A 23,827-nucleotide genomic window follows, 5' to 3' on the forward strand; every position below is an offset into this window, starting at 1 on the left:
CCTCGATGTTGAGGGGGTAGATTTTCTACAGAAGGAAATACGCTTATGAAACAAGTTGTAGCAATTATTAAGCCCTTCAAGCTTGATGATGTCAGAGAGTCTCTCTCAGAAATCGGTGTACAAGGATTAACCGTTTCAGAGGTAAAAGGTTTTGGACGTCAAAAAGGCCACACCGAACTTTATCGTGGTGCTGAGTATGTCGTTGATTTCTTACCTAAGTTGAAATTGGAAATCGCCGTCGATGACGATATCGTCGAACAAGTGATTGAAGCCATTATCAAAGGCGCCAACACTGGCAAAATTGGTGACGGTAAAATCTTTGTTTATCCATTAGAGCAAGTGGTCCGTATTCGCACAGGCGAAACCGGTCCTGATGCACTGTAAGCTTGGGGAGAAAATAATATGGAAAATCAAATTTTCGAACTCCAATATGCCATGGATACCTTTTACTTCTTAGTAATGGGTGCTCTTGTCATGTGGATGGCCGCTGGATTCTCAATGTTAGAAGCCGGTCTGGTTCGCGCAAAAAATACGACTGAAATCTTAACCAAAAACGTGATGTTGTTTGCTATTGCCTGCACAGCTTATCTGGTTGTTGGTTATGACATCATGTACGGCGGCGGTATCTTCCTTGCTGGGATTGATGGCGGTGACACATTAGTTGCAGATGCCTTGGCATCTTCTGCTGAAAATGGTTTTGATGGTGGTTCTGTTTACTCAGCTGCTTCAGACTTTTTCTTCCAAGTTGTTTTCGTTGCAACTGCGATGTCTATCGTCTCTGGTGCGGTTGCTGAACGTATGAAGCTGTGGGCATTTGCTGGCTTTGCGATCGTCATGACTGCGTTTATCTACCCAATGGAAGGTTCTTGGACATGGGGTGGTAACGATGTCTTAGGTATGTACAACCTTGGTGACCTTGGTTTCTTAGACTTTGCCGGTTCAGGTATCGTGCATATGGCTGGTGCTGCTGCAGCTCTTGCAGGTGTATTGTTACTTGGTGCTCGTAAAGGCAAATACGGCCCTAACGGCGAAATTAACCCAATTCCAGGTGCTAACTTACCAATGGCAACATTAGGTACATTCATTTTATGGATGGGTTGGTTCGGCTTTAACGGTGGTTCAGTTTTAAAACTAGGTGATATTGCCAGTGCCAACTCTGTTGCCATGGTATTCCTGAATACCAATGCTGCTGCAGCTGGTGGTGTTATCGCTGCCCTTATTGTGGCTAAAATCATGTTCGGTAAAGCCGACTTAACTATGATTCTTAATGGTGCATTAGCAGGTCTTGTTGCTATCACTGCAGGTCCTGATACTCCATCACCATTAATGGCGACTATCATCGGTGCTATCGGCGGTATCATCGTTGTCTTCTCAATCGTCTTCTTAGACAAACTGAAAATCGACGATCCTGTTGGTGCGATCTCTGTTCACGGCACCGTTGGTCTGTGGGGTCTGTTAGCAGTGCCTTTAACAAACAGTGATGCTTCATTCTCTGGTCAGTTGATTGGTGCAGCAACTATCTTTGTCTGGGTATTTGTTACCAGCTTGATCGTCTGGGGTATCCTAAAAGCTGTGATGGGTCTGCGTGTCTCTGAAGAAGAAGAGTACGAAGGCGTTGACTACGTTGAATGTGGTATGGAAGCGTACCCTGAGTTTACTAACACTGGCAAATAAGCCACTTAGGCAAACTCAACAAATAAAAAGGGCAAGTATTCATTACTTGCCCTTTTTTATTTTTGCGATATCAATAATAGCTACTGATGGTACTTTTCACTTAATCGATGTACAGAATCAACGAGTCTTGCCATATTCTCTGGGTTCACCGATGGGTGAATACCATGACCAAGGTTAAATACATGGCCTGTTCCGTTACCATAAGCTTCAAGAATCGTACTCACTTCTTGTTCAACACGATCGGGTGATGCATATAAAACGCATGGGTCCATATTGCCTTGTAACGTCACCTTATCACCGACACGCTGTCTTGCTGAACGAATATCTGTTGTCCAATCCAGTCCTAATCCATTCACACCGGTCTCAGCCATCCATTCCAGCCATTGGCCACCACCTTTGGTAAACAGGGTCACAGGAACTTCTCGTCCTTCAGATTCTTTAATCAAACCATTAACGATTTTGTCCATATAAGCTAGTGAGAATGCTTTGTAATTCTCAGGACTTAATGTGCCGCCCCAGGTATCAAATAACATAATAGCTTGAGCACCCGCTTTAATTTGAGCGTTTAAATAGTCAATAACCGACTCAGCCAATACATTTAGTAAAGCATGCATTTGATCTGGTGCATCAAACATCATGCCTTTTACTTTTGCAAAGTCTTTACTGCTTCCACCTTCCACCATATAACACGCCAGAGTCCAAGGGCTGCCACTAAAACCGATAAGTGGTACTTTGCCATCGAGTTCTTTTCTGGTCAGACGTATCGCATCCATCACATAGCCAAGAGAATCTTCCATATCAGGTACTGCAAGATTAGCTATATCCTGTGCATTTTGAATTGTTTTAGAAAACTTTGGCCCTTCACCCGTGACAAAATGCAGTCCTAGACCCATCGCGTCAGGTACAGTTAAGATATCTGAAAAGATGATAGCGGCATCAAGGTCATAGCGTCTAAGTGGTTGTAAGGTAACTTCACAAGCCAATTCAGGGGTAGAACAAAGCGTCATAAAATTGCCCGCTTTTTGTCTGACTTCACGGTATTCAGGCAAATAACGACCCGCCTGACGCATGACCCAGACCGGGGTTTTGTCTACCGGTTGCTTTAGTAATGTCCTGAGATAACGATCGTTTTTTAGACTGCTCACAATTGACTCCTGAATAGCTGGACCTGTTTTTAAGAATGATAGATATAAAAAAGGCTTCATCATACAGGAAGCCCTATCCCTGTATGAAAAAGCCTTATTGTTTAATGATGTAGATCAGTGATTATACGTCTAAGAAATCCAGAATACCTTCTGCTGCCTGTCGACCTTCCCACACCGCAGTAACAACCAGATCAGATCCACGTACCATATCACCACCGGCAAAAATCTTTGGGTTAGTTGTTTGATACTTAATGGCTGCTTCAGCCGGTGCCACAACACGACCGCCATCATCAATCGAAATATTAAATTTCTCAAACCATGGTGCCGGGCTTGGACGGAAACCAAACGCAATAACAACGGCATCAGCAGGAATAATTTCTTCACTACCAGGCACGGGCTCAGGACGACGACGACCTCGTTCATCAGCTTCGCCTAAAGCTGTGGTCACCACTTTAACGCCCTCTACTTTTCCATTACCAACAATTTCTACCGGCTGACGATTCCATAAAAACTGAACGCCTTCTTCACGTGCATTGTTTACTTCTCGGCGTGAACCCGGCATATTTTCTTCGTCACGACGGTAGGCACAAGTCACACTGGCAGCATCTTGACGGATAGAGGTACGGTTACAGTCCATCGCTGTATCACCACCACCTAATACAACCACACGTTTGCCTTCCATTGATACATAGTCATCGGAAGGAAGACCTAACAGGTGCTTATTGTTCGCGACTAAGAAAGGCAGTGCTTCGTAAACGCCGGGCAAGTCTTCCCCTGGAAAACCGCCTTTCATGTAGGTATATGTTCCCATTCCCAGGAATACGGCATCGTATTCATCAATTAAGGATTGAAAATCAACATCTTTACCGACTTCTGTGTTTAAGCGGAATTCAACGCCCATGCCTTCGAGTACTTCACGGCGACGCTTCACAACTTGCTTTTCCAACTTAAACTCTGGAATACCAAAGGTCAGCAAACCACCGATTTCTGGGTAACGGTCAAACACAACGGGTTTGACACCATTACGTACCAGTACGTCAGCAGCTCCCAAACCAGCTGGGCCAGCACCGATGACGGCAACACGCTTACCAGTATCTGTCACATTAGACATATCTGGACGCCAGCCTTGCTCAAGCGCAGTATCGGTGATGTATTTTTCTACAGAACCGATAGTCACCGCACCAAAACCATCATTTAATGTACATGCACCTTCGCACAGACGGTCTTGCGGACATACCCTGCCACAGATCTCCGGCAAGGTGTTAGTCGCATGAGATAGCTCAGCAGCCTCTTCTAAATTGCCTTCACTAACCAATTTCAACCAGTTAGGAATATAGTTGTGAACAGGACATTTCCATTCACAGTAAGGATTACCACACTCTAAACAGCGGTCTGCTTGTTCTGCTGAAGAATCGGAGTCAAAACTGCCATAAATTTCGCCAAATTGTTTGATCCGAACATCAGCATCAAGCTTCTTTGGGTCAAAACGCCCCACATCTAAAAACTGAAATGTATTTTTTGCCATAATTATTATCTTAGTCTCTGGACTTATGCCGCTTTAGTAGCAAGTTTTAACAAGCCATCGATTGCTGCTGCTTTAGGTTTGACTAACCAGAATTCTTTAATGCGTTGTTCAAACGCATCCAGCAATTGATGTCCCCACACACTACCCGTTTCACGGACATGATCTTCAATCATACCTTTGAGATAGAGTGATAACTCTGACATTTCAGGGCTGTCGATTCTAACTAGCTCGACCAGTTCTTTGTTATAACGCTCAGCAAACGTATTATCACTATCTAATACAAATGCGAGACCACCTGTCATACCTGCACCAAAGTTCAGTCCTGTTTCGCCCAATACAGCGACAACACCGCCAGTCATGTACTCACAACCGTGGTCACCAACACCTTCTACTATGGCAGTGGCGCCTGAGTTACGAACAGCAAAACGCTCACCAGCACGACCCGCAGCATACAGGGTTCCACCTGTTGCACCATACAGACAGGTGTTACCAATGATGCTGGCTTCCTGTGTTTCAAACTCACTTTCAGGCGAAGGATAAATGACAATCTTACCGTCAGCCATCCCTTTACCAACGTAGTCATTGGCGTCACCTTCCAGATACATTTCAAGACCACCGGCGTTGAATACAGCGAAGCTTTGACCTGCAGAACCCGTCAATTTCAGACGAATAGGTTTATCGGCCATACCATAATTGCCATAAAGCTTGGCAATTTCACCCGATAAGCGCGCACCGATAGAACGGTTAACATTACGTACCTGGTAGCTAAACTCACCGCCTGTTTTATTAACAATGGTTTCTTTAATATCCGCCACCATTTGTTCAGCCAGTTCACCTTTATCATAAGGTTCATTTTTAGGCTCTAGACAGAACTGCGGTTTGTCAGCCGGTACACCTGCAGATGACAACAACGGAGCCAGATTCAGGCTATGTTGTTTGCTTGTCTCACCCGGTAATAACTCCAGTAAGTCAGTACGACCAATTAAGTCCTGTAAACTTACTACACCTAATTTAGCTAACCACTCTTGTGTTTCACGAGCAACAAACTGGAAGTAGTTCATTACCATTTGTGGTAAACCAATAAAGTGCTGTGTACGCAACTTCTCATTTTGAGTTGCAACACCCGTTGCACAGTTATTCAAGTGACAGATTCGTAAATATTTACAACCCAGAGCCACCATTGGTCCTGTACCAAAGCCAAAGCTTTCAGCACCTAAAATCGCCGCTTTAATCACATCGAGACCCGTTTTCAGACCACCGTCTGTTTGCAAACGGACTTTGTCACGAAGGTCATTAGCACGCAATGTCTGATGTGCTTCACTCAGACCTAATTCCCACGGTCCACCAGCATATTTCACTGAGGTCAGCGGGCTTGCGCCAGTACCACCGTCATAACCAGAAATAGTAATCAGGTCAGCATATGCCTTGGCCACACCAGCAGCGACTGTTCCCACACCCGCCTGTGATACAAGCTTCACAGAGACCAGTGCATCTGGATTGACCTGTTTTAAGTCAAAAATCAATTGCGCAAGATCTTCAATTGAATAAATATCATGATGCGGTGGCGGTGAAATCAATGTCACACCCGGCACTGAGTGACGTAATGTGGCAATCATTTGATTAACTTTACCACCCGGCAACTGTCCACCTTCACCAGGTTTAGCCCCTTGCGCTACTTTGATCTGCAGCACTTCTGCATTAACTAGGTAGTGAGGCGTTACACCAAAGCGGCCTGAAGCGATCTGTTTGATTTTTGAAACACGTTCATTGCCAAAACGATCCGGATCTTCACCACCCTCACCAGAGTTTGAACGGCCACCCAGTCTGTTCATTGCCACAGCAAGGGCTTCATGCGCTTCTGGAGATAATGCACCCAATGACATACCCGCACTATCAAATCGTTTCAGGATATTGCTGATATCTTCAACCTGATTCAATTCAAGTGGCTTGTCAGCCAGTTTGACCTTCATTAAGTCGCGTAACACCATTGGTGAACGATCATTAACCAGTTCGGCATAGGCTTTATAATCGTCGTAGTTACCACCTTGAACCGCTTTCTGTAAGGTCGCAATAACGTCTGGATTGTAGGCGTGATACTCACCACCATGGATAAACTTGAGCAAACCGCCCTGACCACGTTTTTTACGTTGATTCCAAGCCAGTTTTGCCAGTTTTTCATCGTCTGATTGAAGGTCAGCGAAAGTCGAACCACTGACGCGACTAGTGGTGGCTGTAAAGCATTTATCAACGATACTATCGTTTAAACCAACCACTTCAAACAACTGGGCGCCACGATAACTTGCAATCGTGGAAATACCCATTTTTGACGTAATTTTAAATAAGCCTTTATTAATACCCTTACGGTAACGGCGACACAATTCTGCACGATCCAAGTCTCTAATTTCATTGGTATGAATCATGTCGTTCAGGCAAGCGTAGGCAAGATATGGATAAATCGCCGTCGCACCATAACCTAATAAGGTACCGAAATGATGTGGATCACGTGCTGTTGCCGTTTCTACAATGACATTAGCGTCACAACGTAAACCAGCTTGAATCAGACGCTGATGCACTGCACCCGTTGCTAATAAAGCATGAATTGGCAATTTATCTTTGGCAATATCACGATCACTGAGCACAATCACCACTGTACCGTCAGCAACAGCTTTAATCGCTTTATCACAAAGCGCATCTATAGCGGCTTCAAGACCGACAGCAGGATCATAGTTCAAGGATAGGATGATTGACTCGTATTCAGCATTGTCTTTACCCATTGCCAATAACTGGCGGAACTGGCTCTCAGACAATACAGGTGAATCAACCACAACACGCTGTGCATGATCTTCACCTTCTTCAAACATATTGCGTTCTTCACCGAAACACGTTTCCAGTGACATCACAATATTTTCGCGAAGTGGATCGATCGGTGGATTGGTAACTTGCGCGAACTGTTGGCGGAAGTAGTCATAAACCGAACGGACTTGTTTGGATAAAACAGGGAACGGGGTATCGTCGCCCATTGAACCAATCGCTTCCTGGCCGACTTCACCTAAAACACGGATGACCTGATCGCGCTCTTCAAACGTGATATTGAATAACTTTTCATAAACCTGATATTCATCACCTTCAAGTGTTGGACCAGTTTCATCATCAGCCGCATCAGACAATCTTTGCAGATTATTTTCTAACCATTCACGGTATGGCTGAGCAGTTTTCAGCATGTTATCGATGTCTTCCGGCATCAATAACTCACCTGTTTGTGTATCAACAGCCAGCATTTGCCCAGGCTTCAAACGGCCTTTAGCAATAACATCTTCTGGTTCATATTTGTAAACACCGACTTCAGAAGCCAATGTGATATGACGATCTTTAGTGATGATGTAACGCGCTGGACGCAGGCCATTTCTATCCAAGGTACAGGCGGCATAACGACCGTCAGTAGTTACTACACCAGCAGGACCATCCCATGGCTCCATGTGCATAGAGTTGTAGTCATAAAATGCTTTTAAATCAGCATCCATGGTTGGATCATTTTGCCATGCAGGTGGAATGATCAAACGCATCGCACGAAATAGACTCACACCGCCCGCTAATAAAGCTTCCAGCATATTATCCATACTGGATGAGTCTGAGCCTGAAGTGCCAACTAATGGACGAATGTCATCCATATTTTCAATCAGAGAAGTGGCAAACTTGGCACCACGTGCCAGAGCCCAGTTACGGTTACCCTGAACCGTGTTGATTTCACCATTGTGAGCAAGGTAACGGAAAGGTTGAGCAAGTCGCCATTGCGGCCAGGTATTGGTTGAAAAACGTTGATGGAAAACAGCCACGGATGTTTCCATGCGTTTGTCATTCAAATCTTTATAAAATACCGGCAGGTACGACGGCATCACCAGACCTTTGTACGAGACAACATGCGAAGACAAAGTCGGGATATAGAAGTCGCTGTCATCGGTCACGGCTTTTTCAGCAAGACGACGAGCAATGTAGAGTTGACGCTCAAAATCAGCTTCAGACATGCCTTCGCCAGCATTTACAAAAACCTGACGCATCACCGGCAGTGACGTCAATGCTTGTTGGCCACAGGCTGATTCAGGATCTACTGGCACATCTCGCCAGCCAAGAACCTCTAATCCCTGCTTAGCTAAGTTCTGAGCAACAGCTTTTTGCGCAAATTCCGCTTTCGCTTCATCTTGCGAAAGAAAAACCATACCCACTGCATATAAAGCAGATAAGTTATAGCCGAGCTCTTCTGCAATGGCTTTGAAAAAGCTATCTGGCTTCTTCAGCAGTAAACCACAGCCATCCCCCGTTTTTCCGTCAGCACCAATAGCGCCGCGATGGGTAAGATTGCCTAAGGCTTCAATTGCTGTTTCGATTAACCAATGACTAGCTTTATCGTCCATCTGGGCGATTAGGCCAAAACCACAGTTATCACGTTCAAATTGCGGTCTATAGAGACCTTGATTCATTTCTGTTGGCTGACTCACGTCACGTACCTTCATATTAGTTAGCGCCGTCACTGCTCACCCGTCGGATAGCCCGGCGGTATTCGGAAATCATCTTCGAGGAGCGTTGACCAAATACGGCAGAAAGGATCATCTATTATAACGATGGATACCTTGCCATTCAATTATTACGATACCTTCCTTGGCAAAATATGAGCGTTAAATTTTCCTATTTTCAATAAAATAGCTAAAATGCACTGTTTTTGACGAGAACAACGGAACGATCATGGACAAACCCTTAATCGGTGTCGTCATGGGCAGCAACAGTGACTGGCCCGTTATGCAAAAAGCAGTTGAGCAACTAGAAGCATTTGGCATCAGCTATGAAGCCAAAGTTGTTTCGGCTCATCGCACGCCAGACTTATTGACGGAATACGCAGAAACGGCCCAACAGCGGGGACTTGCTTGCATTATAGCAGGTGCAGGTGGCGCAGCGCACTTACCTGGTATGCTTGCCGCTAGTACTATCGTTCCTGTTTTAGGTGTTCCAGTCCCATCCAAGTATCTTAAAGGTCAAGACTCACTGTTATCGATCGTACAGATGCCTAAAGGCGTTCCCGTCGCCACATTTGCGATTGGTGAAGCTGGCGCAGCTAACGCGGCATTGTTTGCTATCGCCCAACTCGCCGTGAATGATGCTCATCTGGCAGCGAAACTGGATGTGTTTCGCAAAAAACAACACCAAACCGTTGTTGAGATGACCCTACCCCCTCAATAGTACATGGATAAACAAAGCCTGTTGATTATTTTTTAATCAATCTCAAGTGCTAATTACCGATAATTAAATACAACGCTTATTTTCGACTCGCTAACATTAAAATGAGGTCAATGATGAATACACAGATTTTACCCGGTTCAACATTAGGTATGCTGGGTGGAGGTCAACTTGGCCGCATGTTTACCTCTGCTGCTCAAATCATGGGGTATAAGGTTGTGGTTCTCGATCCTGATCCACAAAGTCCAGCTGGTGTTATTGCTGATCAGCATATCTGTGCTGCTTACGATGATGAAAAAGCATTAGATGATATGGCAAAGCTGTGTGCTGCCATCACTACTGAATTTGAGAACATTCCTGCGCAGACATTAGCTTTTCTTGAGCAAAAAACTATAGTTCATCCATCATCCAAAGCCTTGGCTTCAACGCAAAACCGTAATGTTGAGAAAAACTTCATCGCCTCTCTCGGCATTCAAACAGCGCCTTTTTTCGCCATCCGTCAGCAACAAGATATCGCAGAAGCTGAAAAAGTCATTGGTTTTCCAGCTATCCTCAAAGTAGCGACCTTTGGTTACGATGGCAAAGGCCAAACCCCTTGCAAAACGGTTGAAGATGTTTATGCCGGATTTGAAGCATTAGGTGAAAAAGAGTGTGTTTTAGAACAACGAATTGATTTGGATAAAGAAATCTCCGTTGTTCTGGCCAGAAGTCAAACCGGCACCATTATTAATTTTCCAGTTGCAGAAAATGTCCATGTGAATGGTATTTTGCATACAACTACAGTCCCCACCTCCGTCGCTGCTGAACAAGCGCAAAAGGCCATTCAAATGGCTAATGATATTGCTAAAGGGCTAGGTTACGTAGGCACGATGGCTGTAGAGTTTTTTGTCAGTCAATCAGGCGAAATCATTGCTAATGAAATAGCACCCCGCCCTCATAATTCTGGTCATTACACACTTGATGCCTGCCACACATCACAATTTGAACAGCAAGTTCGTATGTTATGCGGCTTACCTGCCGGAGATTGTGACCTGATCACCCCGGTCGTTATGGTGAACTTATTAGGCGATGTATGGGGTAACAGTCAGCCTCACTGGGAAACCTTACTATCAGAAACAAATATCAAACTGCATTTATATGGTAAACAAGAAGCACGACCTGGTCGAAAAATGGGACACTTCAATGTTCTGGCTGAAACCGTTGATCAAGCGATGCAGCAAGCCGACACTTGTTTTGAAAATTTAAAAGCAGATTGATTTGACGACTAAACATAATCATATTTCCATCAGTTACTGTACACAGTGCCGCTGGTTACTGAGAGCCAGCTGGATGGCACAAGAACTGTTGACAACATTTGATGATGAAATCACTTCACTGACGTTGATTCCGGCCACAGGTGGCCTTTTCGAAGTGCGAGCGAATGATGAACTACTATGGTCGCGAAAAGAACAAGGTCGTTTTCCTGAGATTACAGAGTTAAAGCAACTGGTGCGTGATATCATCGCTCCTGACAGGTCTTTGGGCCATAGTGATAAGAAACCAAGCTCTGATAATCAATCTTAAGTCGAGGTGAAGACTATGCGTGCAGATAACACCTTTATGCACCTGCTTCTTAAAGCGGGCATTTCCATGCTGCTCACGCTTTTTTTGCTGGGCTGTGATAGTACAAATACACCAGCTCCACACTCACCCAAACAAAACGAAGCGACAGAATTAAGTAGTAAAAATATCAATGAATACGCCAATGAAATGGCCAACAGCTACATAAGCATTCAAGAGCAACTACTTAAACACTATCAGCAAGCAAAACAGTCCAACAATACTTATGACTTTATTCAGTACCGTAACCATAAATGGACACCTGAATATATGTCTATGAAGATAAGATACAGTCGGGATTTTAAACACAATAAAGCGTTTTTAGAAAAACAGCCAAGTGCCCCTTTGTTTGCTATCTATGAGAACCTGATTTACATCGGACTGGATCTGAAAAACGGGCTGCTGGAAAATGACGAGGCTCGCCAACAGAAAGCCTTAGAAGAAGCTGAAAAAGCCAAACAACACGTGATTAGCATCCAGCAACAACTTAAATAAGTTATCACCGGATGAGTGATTTAGCTTTCAACTTTCTCTGAATAATCACAGTCTTTCTGTGGACAGACTTTCTCTGTACCACGACTTTTAGTCGTTTTTAGTGTCAGAATTGGCCAGTTACATTTCGGGCAAGGTTCTTTCAGTGGCTCATTCCATAAAGCGTAGCCGCAATCAGGATACTCTGAACAAGAGTAAAAGACTTTTCCTCGACGTGATTTACGCGTCAGAATCTCGCCTTTATGGCATTGTGGGCATTCAACACCAGTGTTGGCCGGCTGTTCCAATGATTCGATATGTTTACACTTAGGATAACTGGAGCAACCAATGAATTTCCCATAACGTCCAGTTCGTATCCATAAATCAGAGTCACATTTTGGACATTTCCTGCCCTCAACCACCTCAGGTTCATTATTAGTAGTTTCTTCACCATCAATATTACGGGTGTAATCACATTCTGGGTAACCAGTACAACCAATAAAACGCCCACTCCGGCCAAGACGGCTGGAGAGTTTTTTACCGCATTTAGGACAGTCTTCATCTAGCAGTTCTTGTGTCACATCACTGCGTTGAACTTCTTTATCTTTGGTTTCGACTTGTTCTTTAAACGGTCCCCAGAACTTTCTTAGTAATGGCACCCACTCTTCTTCGCCTCTGGCCACCGCATCAAGTTCATCTTCCAACTCAGCGGTAAAGTTATAGTCGACATACTTAGTAAAGTGATCGACAAGAAACTTACCCACCACACGACCCACGTCAGTCGGATGAAAACGTTTATTGATAATTTCAACGTATTCACGCTGAACAAGTGTAGAAATAATGCTCGCGTATGTTGATGGTCGGCCAATATCGTGCTCTTCCAGACTTCTGACCAGGCTGGCTTCACTGTATCTTGGCGGTGGTTCGGTAAAGTGCTGCTCAGGCCTAATCGCTTTTAATTCAACAACTTGACCGACTTCCATCGGCGGCAGCAGTTTTTCGTCTTTGTCGCTGGCAGCAGAATCATCTTTATCTTCCAGATACACACTCATAAAGCCTGGATTGACTACCGTCGAACCATTTGCACGGAAAGTATTACCTTTACCACAAGCCAAATCGACAGCAACTGTATTCAGGGTAGCATGAATCATTTGACTCGCCATCGTACGTTGCCAGACAAGTGTATAAAGCTTTAACTGATCGGCAGAAAGATAGGCTTTCATATCTTCTGGCGTTCTAAGCACAGAAGTCGGACGTATCGCTTCATGCGCCTCTTGCGCGTTTTTTGATTTCGTTTTGTATTCTTGTGGTTTTGCAGGAACCATTTTCTGGCCGTATTTTTCTGCAATGAATCCACGTATTTCATCTAAAGCTTCTTGAGCCAAAGTGACAGAGTCAGTACGCATATAGGTGATTAAACCAACCGCGCCCTCTCCGGTATCTACACCCTCGTATAACTGTTGAGCAATGCTCATGGTACGCTGGGCACCAAAACCTAGTTTGCGTGATGCTTCTTGCTGTAATGTGGATGTGGTAAACGGTGCTGCAGGGTTACGTTTGCGTTGTTTTTTCTCAACATTGGAAACCAGCAACTTACCTTGTGCGGCTTTATCTAATGCCTTTACAACCTTTGCCGATTGCTTTTCATCCGTCACACTGAACTGACTGAGTTTCTCACCTTCGAAATAGGTCAGCTTGGCCTGGAAATCGTTTTTATCAGCACTCGCATCAGCTTCGATGCTCCAATACTCTTTCGCAACAAAAGCTTCTATTTCAAGCTCACGCTCAACGATCATTCTCAACGCTGGACTTTGTACCCTTCCTGCAGAAAGTCCGCGTCGAACCTTTTTCCAAAGCAGTGGAGACAGGGTAAAACCAACCAGATAATCCAAGGCGCGTCTGGCCTGCTGTGCATTAACAAGCGACATGGATAATTCACGAGGGTGGGCAACGGCGTCATTTACCGCTTGTTTGGTAATTTCGTGGAAAACGACACGGTGAGTCTCTTTGTCTTTCAAAGCGCCACGCTTTTTCAATAACTCATATAGATGCCAGGAAATGGCTTCCCCTTCTCTATCAGGGTCAGTCGCGAGATAAAGGGCATCAGCTTTTTTCATCGCTTTTACAATCGCATCGACGTGCTTGCTGTTACGGTCGATAACTTGGTATTTCATCTCAAAATCTTTGGCAGTATCAACCGCCCCTTCTTTTGGTAATAAATCACGCACATGACCATAAGAAGCTAAGACTTCGACATCTTTACCGAGATATTTTTTGATTGTTTTCGCCTTGGCTGGCGACTCAACGATGACTAGTTTTTTTCCCATTTTCCCCGATACCAAAAACCTACGCACATATAAACAAAGCCCGTTGAGACGGGCAATGTTGAAGTTTCTTATTCTATTTTTAGTCTAGTGAACGATGGCTTCCATGTCTTCAAAGACCAAGTCTTCCATCCAGGCAAAAGCGACTTCCCTTCCAGGCTGATAAAACAACACCATCAGCACAACCCACTTAAGCTGATCAAGGTCAATCTCTTCTGTATCCAGCGCCATCACTCGTTCGAGCACGATCTCCCGAGTTTCGACGTCTAAAACGCCCACTTGTTCCAGAAACAATAAATAACCTCGGCACTCCACATCCAACCGTTCCAGCTCATTGTCACTGAACACGCGCATTGTGGCGTGCCGTTTGAGAGGTTGATCAGCGGCCACGGTCATATTATCTAACCATTCCAGCGCTTTATGAATTTCTAATTCCTGAAAACCAACCTGCTCTAATTCAAGCTCTAACACTTCATTATCAGGTTTATTTCGTTCTTCCGTATCGATGTAGGTTTCAAATAGATATAACAACACATCAATGACATTTTCTTTCATCTGACTCTCTTTAATAAGCCTGGTTCAGGAACCCGTCCGAATATAACGGCTGCCGGGCAATGACTCAACCTCGCCCTCTAGCTCAAGTAATAACAGCATGGATGAAACAGCATCAGCCGTCAATCCAGTATTTTCTATCAGGCTGTCTATGGCAACTGGGTCAAATCCAAGATGATTAAGCAACACTTGGTAGTCACCGTCTTTTTCATGTGTGGATTCTGTTTTGTCTTTAGTGTCTTCATGTGGAGTCTTGATTCCTGCCAGCGCACCCAACTCTTCAATAATATCCTGCGCCGTCTCTACCAGCTTTGCCCCATCCCGGATCAACTGATGACAGCCTCTGGATAAAGGGTTATGAATCGAACCGGGAATAGCAAAAACCTCGCGTGACTGTTCAATTGCCATTCTGGCTGTGATCAGAGAACCACTTTTTAATGCAGCCTCAACCACCAGGGTTCCTAGCGATAATCCACTGATGATTCGGTTTCTTCTCGGGAATAGCTCTGGTCGTGGTGAAGTACCTAACGGAAACTCTGACACCATCGCACCGTTTTCTACAATATCGTAGGCTAGTTGACGATGCTGGGCAGGATAAACACGATCAAGACCTGTAGCAACAACCGCTATTGTTTTCCCCTTGCTCAGGGCGCCCTTATGTGCGGCAGCGTCGATCCCCATTGCAAGCCCACTCGTCACCACTAAACCGCCCTCAGCCAGGTAGTGAGCAAAGTCATACGCCGTATTTCTGCCTGACGGCGATGGGTTTCGGCTGCCCACAATCGCAAGCTGCCAGTCGTTTAATAATGAAACATCACCTTGAACATAGAGTAAACAAGGTGGATCGGTAATTTCTTTGAGCAAACTTGGATAGCGTTCATCTTCAATGGTCAGAATGTAACGGTTATCTTGTTCCAACCAGAGCAAATCTTGCTCAACTTGTTGCCAGTCGGGATGGCGTAACTTCTCTACCAGTTCATCATTGAAGCCAGTTATTTGGCCTGGGTTATTTAATATGTATTGCGGATTGCCATACTGTTGCAACAGTTTTTGATATGTTACCGGGCCAATCCCTGGCACTCGCTGTAGAGCAATCCAACAAGCTAATTCACTGTGCTTGTTAGCTATCATTCCGCTGAATAAGTCCTTTTATTGGGCGCTTTTCACTTTGTCATACACATGCATAGCACGGGTGGCTTTCATAACAATGGCATAACTGACTTTGTCGTATAGTTTGAATACCATAGCTTCACCAGCATGTTCATCAGGTAATGTCACCGTGTCCTTGCGATCAACTGACACTGAATCTTTTAACGTTTCCCCAGCTTGATAGACGGATAAAACATTTCCTGTTTGCAAGCCATCGCGCTTGCCTAAACTTAGAACAACTATCTGATATTGCCCTATTTGAGAAACACCATCAAAAACAGAAATGATACGTCCATCTAACGGCTTATCAGGGGCACGAGGAATGAAATTAAGATCAAAGTCGTCATCTTCGACTTTTAATAAGCGATCACCAATTTGAATTTCTCTGTTTGTGTAGGTCAAGCTGACTTTGGCCGGATCCCCCTGAGTCATTGTTTCAGCATCCCCCAGATAGATTGCTTCGTATCCTAATACTTCGCCAGTGTCAGGATCTTTATATGCTTTGCCACCCTTGAAAAGACTATATGTATTACTATCCGAGTCTGTGATACCCCTTACGTAAACATAATCGCCCGCGCCTGAGATAAGACGTTCATCGGCACTGGCAACAACATAAGGTGCATCATTGAGTACTTCATCGCCCACTACGCGAGGTTTGGATAAAAATGGGCCAATTGCCGATAGCGGAATAGTCAGGATGGGTTTATCTAAAATCGTTTCTCGAACCTCAGGCGACAGCTTCACACTGCGTTTGCCACGGTTAACCTCAATGACTGGTTTGCCATCACGATAACTCAGAGATAATTCATCACCAGGATAGATCAGGTGGGGATTTTCAATTTGCGGGTTTACATACCAAATATCAGGCCAGTGCCACGGATATTTTAAGAACATGCCTGAAATATCCCATAAGGTATCGCCTTTTTTAACCGTATATCGTTGTGGATGGTCTGGATTAAGCTCCACTTCTTTGGCCAGCAGAGGGTTACTCAGCAAAACAAAAATCAAACTAATCGCTATGCGCTTTATCATCGAACCATCCTCATGGACCTTAATCTTGCCCCAATCCTGTAATGGGCAACTTTAAATAGTGTGTTATATGCGGTATGACTAATCAAGTATTGCTACCAGCGTCAAACTTAATCATTTTTAGACAACAAGTAAACTCCGGCAAGTAATTTGAGACTCAGCGCTGAAACTAGTCATTGAGTCTAACTGTCGCATTCAGCACAAGGATACCGGGAAAAAACTCAAAAAAATGTTAACAGGCTCGGTTTATGACGCCATAGCTGGTTTGCTTAGGTTTTGATTCACCGTCACCAATGACTAATCGGGATCAAGCAAAATTCATTATATTTTCAATAAGGCGCTGGCAGACTACAATATAAGGTTTGTAAAAGCAGTAAATCATCCTGACAGGTATTACTCATGGCCATTTTAAATATTCTCCATTTCCCCGATCCACGGCTGCGCAAAAAAGCTGAGCCCATAGAGGAAGTGACTGATGACATCCGTCAACTTGCCGACGACATGCTAGAAACGATGTATGATGCGCCAGGAATAGGTCTTGCCGCCAATCAGGTGAATGTACAAAAACGCCTGATAGTTATCGATATTTCTGAAGACAAATCAGAACCACTCATCCTTATCAACCCAGAAATACTGGATAAGCAAGGTGAACGAGAATATGAAGAAGGCTGCTTATCCGTACCAGAGGCCTATGAAACCGTTGTGCGTGCTGACACAGTAACCATAAAAGCAGTGAACCGAGATGGTGAACCTTTTGAATTTTCTGCCGAAGGACTTCTGGCGACCTGTGTTCAACACGAAATTGATCACCTCGATGGTAAATTATTTGTTGATTATCTGAGTAACCTAAAACGCGAACGCATAAAAAAACGCTTAGAAAAACACCAAAAACAAAAACTATAAGGATCTTGGATGCGCATTATTTTCGCCGGTACTCCGGCTTTCGCCGCAGAAACACTGAAAGCTTTAATCAATACCGAGCATGAAATTTGCGCTGTTTATACTCAGCCGGATCGCCCCGCAGGTCGTGGACGTAAATTAACAGCCAGTCCTGTTAAACAACTCGCTCTCGAACATAATATTCCGGTAGAGCAGCCTGTTAACTTCAAAACCGATGACGCGATACAGACCCTAGCCGGCTACCAGGCGGATCTGATGATCGTTGTTGCTTATGGTTTATTGTTACCTCAAGTCGTTCTGGATACGCCCAAGCTTGGCTGCATCAATGTGCATGCCTCTCTACTTCCCCGCTGGCGTGGCGCAGCGCCTATCCAACGAGCTATCTTGGCCGGCGACAAAGAATCCGGTGTCTGCATCATGCAAATGGAAGCCGGCCTTGATACCGGCCCCGTTCTTTCTGAAGCGCGTTGTCCAATTACCGAAGAAGATACTGCCCAGGTACTTCATGATCGTCTCGCAATATTGGGCGCCACAACCTTAGTTGAAACTCTCAAGGATATTGAGCAACGCCAACGCAATGCCAAACCACAAAATGACGATCTGACAAGCTATGCCAGCAAATTAGATAAAAAAGAAGCCGATATTGACTGGCAACTTTCAGCTCAAGATATTCTTCGTAAAATCAATGCCTTTAACCCCTGGCCTGTAGCGCAGACGATCTGGCACGATGCTATTTTTCGTATATGGCGAGCACAATTAGTGAAAGAAGAAACACGGCAACCAGCAGGTCAAATTATTAAGGTCGATAAAGTCGGGATTGATGTTGCCACCGGCGACGGTGTTATTCGCATCACTGAGCTACAGTTACCCGGTAAACGTGCGATGTCTGTGCAGGATTTCCTTAATGCAAACACCATGAAAGTTGGCGATCATTTTGGCTAAGCCTAACCCCACTAAAGGTGCCCGAACGAATGCTGCACTCATTTTGAATGAAGTAGTCGTTCAGCAACGTTCTCTCAATACGGCCTTAGCTCAGTATTTGCCTCATGTTGATGAAAAAGATCGTGGTTTTTGTCAACAGCTTTGCTATAGCAGTTTGCGTCATTACCCGACTCTGCAATTTATCGTCCACCAGCTGATAAAAAAACCCTTTAAAGCTAAAGACAAAGATATTGAGCAACTATTAATACTCGGTATTTTACAGTTACGTTTTTTAAATACACCGGATCATGCCGCTATTTCTGAAACAGTGGATGCCAGTAAAAAACTGAAAAAAGTCTGGGCGGGTGGTTTATTAAATGCCTGCCTGAGAAACTATCTAAGACAACAAGAACAGATCGAACAGAAGCTGTTGGCAAATGACCCAGCTAATTACGGGCATCCAAGCTGGTTACTATCACAATACCAGCAAGACTGGCCTGAAAGCTGGCAAGATATTACCAACGCTAATAATAAACAGCCCCCGATGATGCTCCGGGTTAATCAGCAAAAAGTTTCACGTGAAGCATATCTTCAGCAGTTAAAGTCTGAACAGATTGCTGCCTCAATTATTGAAGCGACCGACCAGGGTATCTTGCTGGACCAACCTTGCGATGTATATAAACTACCGGGATTTGAAGAAGGTTGGGTTTCTGTGCAAGACGGCTCAGCCCAACTAGCCACAACGATTCTGGATATAAAGCCAGGACAGCGCGTGTTAGATGCCTGTGCTGCGCCCGGCGGTAAGACATGCCATATTCTTGAAACCTCTCCTGAAAATGACGTCACAGCTATCGATATATCATCTGATCGCTTACTGCAAATTCAACAAAATACGGATCGGCTTGGTTTACACGCCACATTAGTTGCTGCCGATGCCGCAGACACCAACCATTGGTGGAACGGACAAGCGTTTGACCGCATCCTTATCGATGCACCCTGCACGGGTAGTGGTGTCATTCGCCGCCATCCGGACATAAAACTACTACGTCATCCAGAAGATATCGATACTTTGGCCAGTAAACAACAGGCTTTATTAGATAATTTGTGGCCACTGCTGAAAGCCGATGGTTTAATGGTTTACACTACCTGCTCTGCCTTTAAAAAAGAAAATGAGCAGCAAATTGAAGCGTTTCTACAACGACATCCAGATGCTGAAGAAGTCAAACTCTCTTCGACACCAGCGACAGCTAGGCCTTTCGGTTACCAGAGACTGCCTGGTGATGATGTTATGGACGGTTTTTATTATGCCTGCCTTCGCCGTAAGTAAGCGTCTATTCCTGTCTCTTTTCTTATGGTTGTTTATTCAAACATCAGCCAATGCCACTGTTTTTAGCGTCAATAACCCGGTTGTTCATCCCATTGGTAATGCCTATGTGCTGACGGCTCAAATTAATTACCCATTAACGCCACGAGTGATTGAAGCCCTGCAAAATGGCGTACCCATTACCTTTTTGCAAGAGTTTCGGCTAATTGATGCTATGCCAATATTGGGCAGCTTCTGGCAATGGGAAACCACCTTATGGGAGAGCACTCTGAGCTATGAGCTTCGTTACCACGCATTATCAGAGCAATATATTGTGGAGTCACTCGATACTCATGAACAACAAAACTTCCCTAGTTTGAGTGGTGCTCTAAAAGCCTTGGGCGATATTAATGCGCTCTCGCTGCCACCAGAATATACCGAAGATACGGAAAATCTGATTCTGGAAATTCGCAGTGGATTGGATCTCAATGCCTTACCAACTCCAATGCGTCCTGGAGCCTTAATCTCTGACAAATGGCAACTCACCAGTCCATGGGTTCAAGCAGTATGGCTATAAGTCTTATCAAGCGACTTAGCTCAGGTACAGCACCATACTTCTCTCTCGCATTTTTACTGCTTGTTCTCGCCTATTTGCTAAGCGCAGCTACTCAAGATAGTTCACGGCTGAATGACCTCTTTCTGGTTATCTTTGGTATTGGTGTTGCCTGTCTATTATTACTGGTGGGCATTCTTGCTCGCAGCCTCTTTCGTTTATATCGCGACTTTAAAAAACATGAGGCGGGATCGCGGCTTACCGTCCGACTGGTTAGCCTGTTTGTTTTATTGATTTTAGTTGCGACATCGATTGTTTACGGCTTTTCGATCCACTTCCTGCATCGCGGTATTAACAGCTGGTTTGATGTCAAAGTAGAACAAGCACTGAATGATTCACTGGAGTTAAGCCGTACCGCTTTTGGTATCCGCATGCGAACCCTGCTGCGCCAAACCAGAATGATGGCTGGTGTTCTTAGTGAACTACCCGATAGCGAGCTATCACACAGCTTACGGGATTTAACGCAATTGAGTGGCGCACTGGAGCTTAGTATCTGGGCAAGAGATGGACAACCGATTGCGTCGAGTATTGAAAGTCCAACTATTATGGTACCGAACAGACCTAACGATACCATCATGCATCAGCTGCTTCAGGGTGAAGATTATATCGGCATGGACCCCTCAGAAAATGACAAGCTCCAACTGCGGGCCGCTGTCAGAATTCCACAAAAGTCTGTCTTAGCCGAAGAACGAATTCTCAATGTGTTGTTTCCGATCAATGATCATTTAAGTGATCTCGGTAAAACCGTGCAAGATGCTTACTCTGATTACAAAGAGTTAAGTTATCTCAGAAAACCTTTAATTACCGTGTTCACACTGACCTTAAGCCTGATTGTGTTTTTAACCATTCTGGTGTCTATCTGGTTTGCTATCTGGATATCCCGACGTATCGTCGAGCCGCTACAAGAACTAGCGCAAGGTACACAAGCGGTGGCTTCCGGTAACTACAATATGCAACTGACGGCCTCAGGCCACGATGAAATTGGCTTCCTGGTTCGCTCGTTTAACCAAATGACACAAAGGCTAACCCATGCCCGCAATGCGTCACAGCGTAGTCACCGTTTATTAGAACAACAAACAAGTTACCTGACCACTGTCCTTGGCAGCTTATCCAGTGGCGTGGTCACCGTGGATAAACGCCTTTATCTGCATACAGCCAATAATGCCAGCAGCAAAATTCTCGGTGTTAAACTCCAGCAACGTCTGGAAAGCCCTTTATCCAAGCTGGCTGAAATTAACAAAAATATGAAAACGTTCTGCGAAATGATTGAACGTTGCGCTGTCAAAGGTATTGCCTGGGAACAGCAAGTAGAACTACAAAAACAAAACGGCAACCAAACCTTAATTTGTCATGGTACCGAATTACCCAATAATAGTGGCTGGGTTATCGTTTTTGAAGACATCACTACACTGCTACAAGCACAGCGTAATGCCGCCTGGGGTGAAGTGGCACGGCGTCTGGCTCACGAAATAAAAAATCCTTTAACACCGATTCAGCTGTCAGCGGAACGTCTGCAACGAAAATACGCAGCGATTGTGCCCGAGGAGCAGGTCGAAGTCGTCGATAAACTCACCAATACCATCATTCAACAAGTTGAAGCGATGAAAGAAATGGTGAATGAATTCTCCGAGTATGCGCGCACGCCGGCATTACAATTACAGTCCTATGATATCGGTCAACTGATTCGTGAAGTACTGGCCATGTATCAGAGTAATCCGAATCATCAGTTCACGCTGTTAAACAGCCCGGAAAGTGTGGCGGTCAAAATTGATGTCAATCGTTTTCGGCAAGTCATGCATAATTTATTGAAAAACGCTATCGAAGCCTGTGAGGACGCTCAACTTCCTGTCGATATCGTTATCAGTTACCATCCACTTACTCACCAACAACGTCGTTGGCTTGAAATTTCTGTTCGGGATTACGGTCCTGGCATCCCCTTTTCTATTATTGATAAATTATTCGAACCCTACGCCACGACGAAACATAAAGGCACCGGGCTTGGCTTAGCTATCGTTAAAAAAATGATTGAAGAACATGGTGGTGATGTCTGGGCGGAAAATCTGGATCCAGAAGGAACGAGTATAATTATAAGATTGCCATTGGAGGAGTCTCCGTCGTGAGTAATGACAAACCCCTGATTCTTGTTGTTGATGATGAGCCGGATATTCGCGAGCTAATCAAAGACATTCTGGAAGACGAAAACTATGAAGTCAGAATTGCTGCTGATGGGCAGGAAGCACAACAAATTTTTAACGAACAACAGCCTGATCTGATTCTGCTCGATATCTGGATGCCGGATATCGATGGTATTAGTCTGTTAAAAGAATTCAAACAACAAAATAAAAATGTCACTATCGTGATGATGTCCGGCCATGGCACGATAGAAACCGCCGTAGAAGCAACGCGGCTGGGCGCCAGTGATTTCATTGAGAAACCGCTGTCGACGGCCAAACTTCTGCGCGGTGTTGAGCAAGCCCTCGAAAATAGAGCAAAACAAGCCAGCATACAAAAAGAACTGGCACAGATTCCTGTGGGTAAAAGTCAGCAGATAAAATTATTGCGTGAACAAGTTGAACGCGTTGCGAAACACGAAATGCCTATTCTGCTGGTAGGTGAGCCTGGGGTGGGCAAACATTGTTTTTCGCATTATTTACATAGCCTGGGTCAATTCTCAGGCGGTAAATTTATTGAATTAAGCCCAGAAAGCTTTCCATTAGATAGCCTGAAGATTACCTCATTAGCTAAAAATAACTGTTTGTATATCCATGACTTGGCCTTGCTGAGTGATGAAGCTCAGGCACTGTTATTACACCTGTTGGAGACTCATAAATTACAGCAGTGTCAGCTGATTTGCGCTACACAATACTCCTTACAAAAAGCCGTCGATAACGGTGACTTTCTGGAGAGCCTGTTGTATCAGCTCAATAGCATCACTCTGATAGTACCACCACTTCGTGATCATATTGAAGATATTCCAGAGCTTGTTCATCACTTTGTTGACGTACAAACCACGCGTTCCGGCTTGCCATACCGTCGTTTCACTGTTGCCGCACAAAACCGCCTCAGGAACCATGAATGGTCTGGCAATATTCTTGAATTGAAAAATGTCATCCAACGCTTATTAGTACTGGGGAATGGTGAAGATATTGATGTCGCAGATGTCGATCTTGCACTCGCCTCAGAAGCTGAAGCTATCGAAAATGGTGATGAAACTATTAACTTTGAATTACCTCTGCGTGAAGCCAGAGAACAATTCGAGCGCATTTACCTTTTACGTAAATTACAAGAAACAGACGGCAATGTAGGTAAAGCGGCTAAACTGGCTGGCATGGAAAGAACACATCTTTATCGAAAGCTTCGCTCTCTTGGTATAGACACCAAACAGATTTAGGAATC

Annotated in this window: 19 protein-coding genes; 12 read left to right on the forward strand and 7 right to left on the reverse strand. The window is 44.6% G+C overall.

Annotation, left to right across the window (positions count from 1 at the left end; all coding sequences use genetic code 11):
• Nucleotides 1-45: 45 nt before the first annotated feature.
• Together QQL60_RS12930 and QQL60_RS12935 are read left to right on the forward strand one after the other, a co-directional pair.
• Entirely contained in the window at nt 46-384 is a 339-nt protein-coding gene (locus QQL60_RS12930) for a P-II family nitrogen regulator (RefSeq protein ID WP_007144177.1), read from the forward strand.
• 18 nt (nt 385-402) lie between these two features.
• Nucleotides 403-1,674 (forward strand): ammonium transporter, encoded by a 1,272-nt coding sequence (locus tag QQL60_RS12935; RefSeq protein WP_284451418.1) that lies wholly within the window; start codon nt 403-405, stop codon nt 1,672-1,674.
• An 80-nt stretch (nt 1,675-1,754) separates the two neighbouring features.
• Here QQL60_RS12935 and hemE read toward each other — a convergent pair whose 3' ends face one another.
• The 3 genes from hemE to gltB form a co-directional block, all read right to left on the reverse strand.
• Entirely contained in the window at nt 1,755-2,819 is a 1,065-nt protein-coding gene (gene hemE / locus QQL60_RS12940; RefSeq protein ID WP_284723554.1) for a uroporphyrinogen decarboxylase, read from the reverse strand.
• Nucleotides 2,820-2,940: 121 nt separating this feature from the next.
• Nucleotides 2,941-4,344 (reverse strand): FAD-dependent oxidoreductase, encoded by a 1,404-nt coding sequence (locus QQL60_RS12945; protein ID WP_007144180.1) that lies wholly within the window; start codon nt 4,342-4,344, stop codon nt 2,941-2,943.
• Between the two features lie 23 nt (nt 4,345-4,367).
• Nucleotides 4,368-8,852, reverse strand: a complete 4,485-nt coding sequence (gltB, locus tag QQL60_RS12950; protein ID WP_284723555.1) for a glutamate synthase large subunit — start codon at nt 8,850-8,852, stop codon at nt 4,368-4,370.
• Between the two features lie 229 nt (nt 8,853-9,081).
• On the opposite strand from gltB, the gene purE reads away from it, so the two are divergent.
• From purE to QQL60_RS12970, 4 genes are all read left to right on the forward strand, one after another.
• On the forward strand, nt 9,082-9,573 hold the full coding sequence (gene purE / locus QQL60_RS12955; protein ID WP_284723556.1) for a 5-(carboxyamino)imidazole ribonucleotide mutase: 492 nt from the start codon (nt 9,082-9,084) through the stop codon (nt 9,571-9,573).
• Nucleotides 9,574-9,686: 113 nt separating this feature from the next.
• Nucleotides 9,687-10,826 carry a 5-(carboxyamino)imidazole ribonucleotide synthase gene (locus tag QQL60_RS12960; RefSeq protein ID WP_284723557.1) on the forward strand — a complete coding sequence of 380 codons (1,140 nt, stop codon included), beginning with the start codon at nt 9,687-9,689 and terminating at the stop codon, nt 10,824-10,826.
• Between the two features lies 1 nt (nt 10,827).
• Entirely contained in the window at nt 10,828-11,133 is a 306-nt protein-coding gene (locus QQL60_RS12965; RefSeq protein ID WP_284723558.1) for an Rdx family protein, read from the forward strand.
• A gap of 15 nt (nt 11,134-11,148) precedes the next feature.
• Nucleotides 11,149-11,664 carry a hypothetical protein gene (locus QQL60_RS12970; protein ID WP_284723559.1) on the forward strand — a complete coding sequence of 172 codons (516 nt, stop codon included), beginning with the start codon at nt 11,149-11,151 and terminating at the stop codon, nt 11,662-11,664.
• Nucleotides 11,665-11,684: 20 nt separating this feature from the next.
• On the opposite strand, the gene topA is transcribed toward QQL60_RS12970, so the two are convergent.
• The 4 genes from topA to QQL60_RS12990 form a co-directional block, all read right to left on the reverse strand.
• Nucleotides 11,685-13,967, reverse strand: a complete 2,283-nt coding sequence (gene topA, locus QQL60_RS12975) for a type I DNA topoisomerase (RefSeq protein WP_284723560.1) — start codon at nt 13,965-13,967, stop codon at nt 11,685-11,687.
• A gap of 84 nt (nt 13,968-14,051) precedes the next feature.
• Nucleotides 14,052-14,519, reverse strand: coding sequence for a Smg family protein (locus QQL60_RS12980; RefSeq protein ID WP_007144188.1), 468 nt, complete (start codon nt 14,517-14,519; stop codon nt 14,052-14,054).
• Between the two features lie 24 nt (nt 14,520-14,543).
• On the reverse strand, nt 14,544-15,647 hold the full coding sequence (gene dprA / locus QQL60_RS12985) for a DNA-processing protein DprA (RefSeq protein WP_284723561.1): 1,104 nt from the start codon (nt 15,645-15,647) through the stop codon (nt 14,544-14,546).
• Between the two features lie 18 nt (nt 15,648-15,665).
• Complete coding sequence (locus QQL60_RS12990) at nt 15,666-16,697, reverse strand: LysM peptidoglycan-binding domain-containing protein (protein ID WP_284723562.1); 1,032 nt, start codon at nt 16,695-16,697, stop codon at nt 15,666-15,668.
• Between the two features lie 396 nt (nt 16,698-17,093).
• On the opposite strand from QQL60_RS12990, the gene def reads away from it, so the two are divergent.
• The 6 genes from def to QQL60_RS13020 are packed head-to-tail and all read left to right on the forward strand — an operon-like array spanning nt 17,094 to nt 23,822.
• Nucleotides 17,094-17,597 (forward strand): peptide deformylase, encoded by a 504-nt coding sequence (gene def / locus QQL60_RS12995; protein ID WP_007144191.1) that lies wholly within the window; start codon nt 17,094-17,096, stop codon nt 17,595-17,597.
• Nucleotides 17,598-17,606: 9 nt separating this feature from the next.
• Entirely contained in the window at nt 17,607-18,536 is a 930-nt protein-coding gene (gene fmt / locus QQL60_RS13000; RefSeq protein ID WP_284451412.1) for a methionyl-tRNA formyltransferase, read from the forward strand.
• A complete protein-coding gene (gene rsmB, locus QQL60_RS13005; RefSeq protein ID WP_284723563.1) occupies nt 18,529-19,842 on the forward strand; it encodes a 16S rRNA (cytosine(967)-C(5))-methyltransferase RsmB in 1,314 nt (437 codons plus the stop codon). The genes fmt and rsmB overlap by 8 nt, the downstream gene beginning before the upstream one ends.
• Complete coding sequence (locus QQL60_RS13010; protein WP_237701185.1) at nt 19,820-20,395, forward strand: DUF4390 domain-containing protein; 576 nt, start codon at nt 19,820-19,822, stop codon at nt 20,393-20,395. Before rsmB ends, QQL60_RS13010 begins: the two co-directional genes overlap by 23 nt.
• The gene (locus tag QQL60_RS13015; RefSeq protein ID WP_284723564.1) at nt 20,386-22,551 is read left to right on the forward strand and encodes a sensor histidine kinase; all 2,166 of its coding nucleotides are present in this window, start codon (nt 20,386-20,388) and stop codon (nt 22,549-22,551) included. Before QQL60_RS13010 ends, QQL60_RS13015 begins: the two co-directional genes overlap by 10 nt.
• Nucleotides 22,548-23,822 (forward strand): sigma-54-dependent transcriptional regulator, encoded by a 1,275-nt coding sequence (locus QQL60_RS13020; protein ID WP_284723565.1) that lies wholly within the window; start codon nt 22,548-22,550, stop codon nt 23,820-23,822. The genes QQL60_RS13015 and QQL60_RS13020 overlap by 4 nt, the downstream gene beginning before the upstream one ends.
• Nucleotides 23,823-23,827: the final 5 nt, after the last annotated feature.

The organism is Methylophaga thalassica (genome assembly GCF_030159795.1).
GTDB classification, from domain to species: Bacteria; Pseudomonadota; Gammaproteobacteria; order Nitrosococcales; family Methylophagaceae; genus Methylophaga; species Methylophaga thalassica.

Excerpts from the sequence above, each read along its gene's own strand:
- QQL60_RS13015 (WP_284723564.1), top strand. The coding sequence starts at position 20,386 with ATGGCTATAAGTCTTATCAAGCGACTTAGCTCAGGTACAGCACCATAC.
- gltB (WP_284723555.1), bottom strand. The coding sequence starts at position 8,852 with ATGAAGGTACGTGACGTGAGTCAGCCAACAGAAATGAATCAAGGTCTC.
- QQL60_RS12990 (WP_284723562.1), bottom strand. The coding sequence starts at position 16,697 with ATGATAAAGCGCATAGCGATTAGTTTGATTTTTGTTTTGCTGAGTAAC.
- QQL60_RS12930 (WP_007144177.1), top strand. The coding sequence starts at position 46 with ATGAAACAAGTTGTAGCAATTATTAAGCCCTTCAAGCTTGATGATGTC.
- topA (WP_284723560.1), bottom strand. The coding sequence starts at position 13,967 with ATGGGAAAAAAACTAGTCATCGTTGAGTCGCCAGCCAAGGCGAAAACA.
- QQL60_RS12970 (WP_284723559.1), top strand. The coding sequence starts at position 11,149 with ATGCGTGCAGATAACACCTTTATGCACCTGCTTCTTAAAGCGGGCATT.
- fmt (WP_284451412.1), top strand. The coding sequence starts at position 17,607 with ATGCGCATTATTTTCGCCGGTACTCCGGCTTTCGCCGCAGAAACACTG.
- QQL60_RS13010 (WP_237701185.1), top strand. The coding sequence starts at position 19,820 with ATGCCTGCCTTCGCCGTAAGTAAGCGTCTATTCCTGTCTCTTTTCTTA.
- dprA (WP_284723561.1), bottom strand. The coding sequence starts at position 15,647 with ATGATAGCTAACAAGCACAGTGAATTAGCTTGTTGGATTGCTCTACAG.
- QQL60_RS12980 (WP_007144188.1), bottom strand. The coding sequence starts at position 14,519 with ATGAAAGAAAATGTCATTGATGTGTTGTTATATCTATTTGAAACCTAC.
- def (WP_007144191.1), top strand. The coding sequence starts at position 17,094 with ATGGCCATTTTAAATATTCTCCATTTCCCCGATCCACGGCTGCGCAAA.
- QQL60_RS12945 (WP_007144180.1), bottom strand. The coding sequence starts at position 4,344 with ATGGCAAAAAATACATTTCAGTTTTTAGATGTGGGGCGTTTTGACCCA.
- purE (WP_284723556.1), top strand. The coding sequence starts at position 9,082 with ATGGACAAACCCTTAATCGGTGTCGTCATGGGCAGCAACAGTGACTGG.
- QQL60_RS12935 (WP_284451418.1), top strand. The coding sequence starts at position 403 with ATGGAAAATCAAATTTTCGAACTCCAATATGCCATGGATACCTTTTAC.
- QQL60_RS12960 (WP_284723557.1), top strand. The coding sequence starts at position 9,687 with ATGAATACACAGATTTTACCCGGTTCAACATTAGGTATGCTGGGTGGA.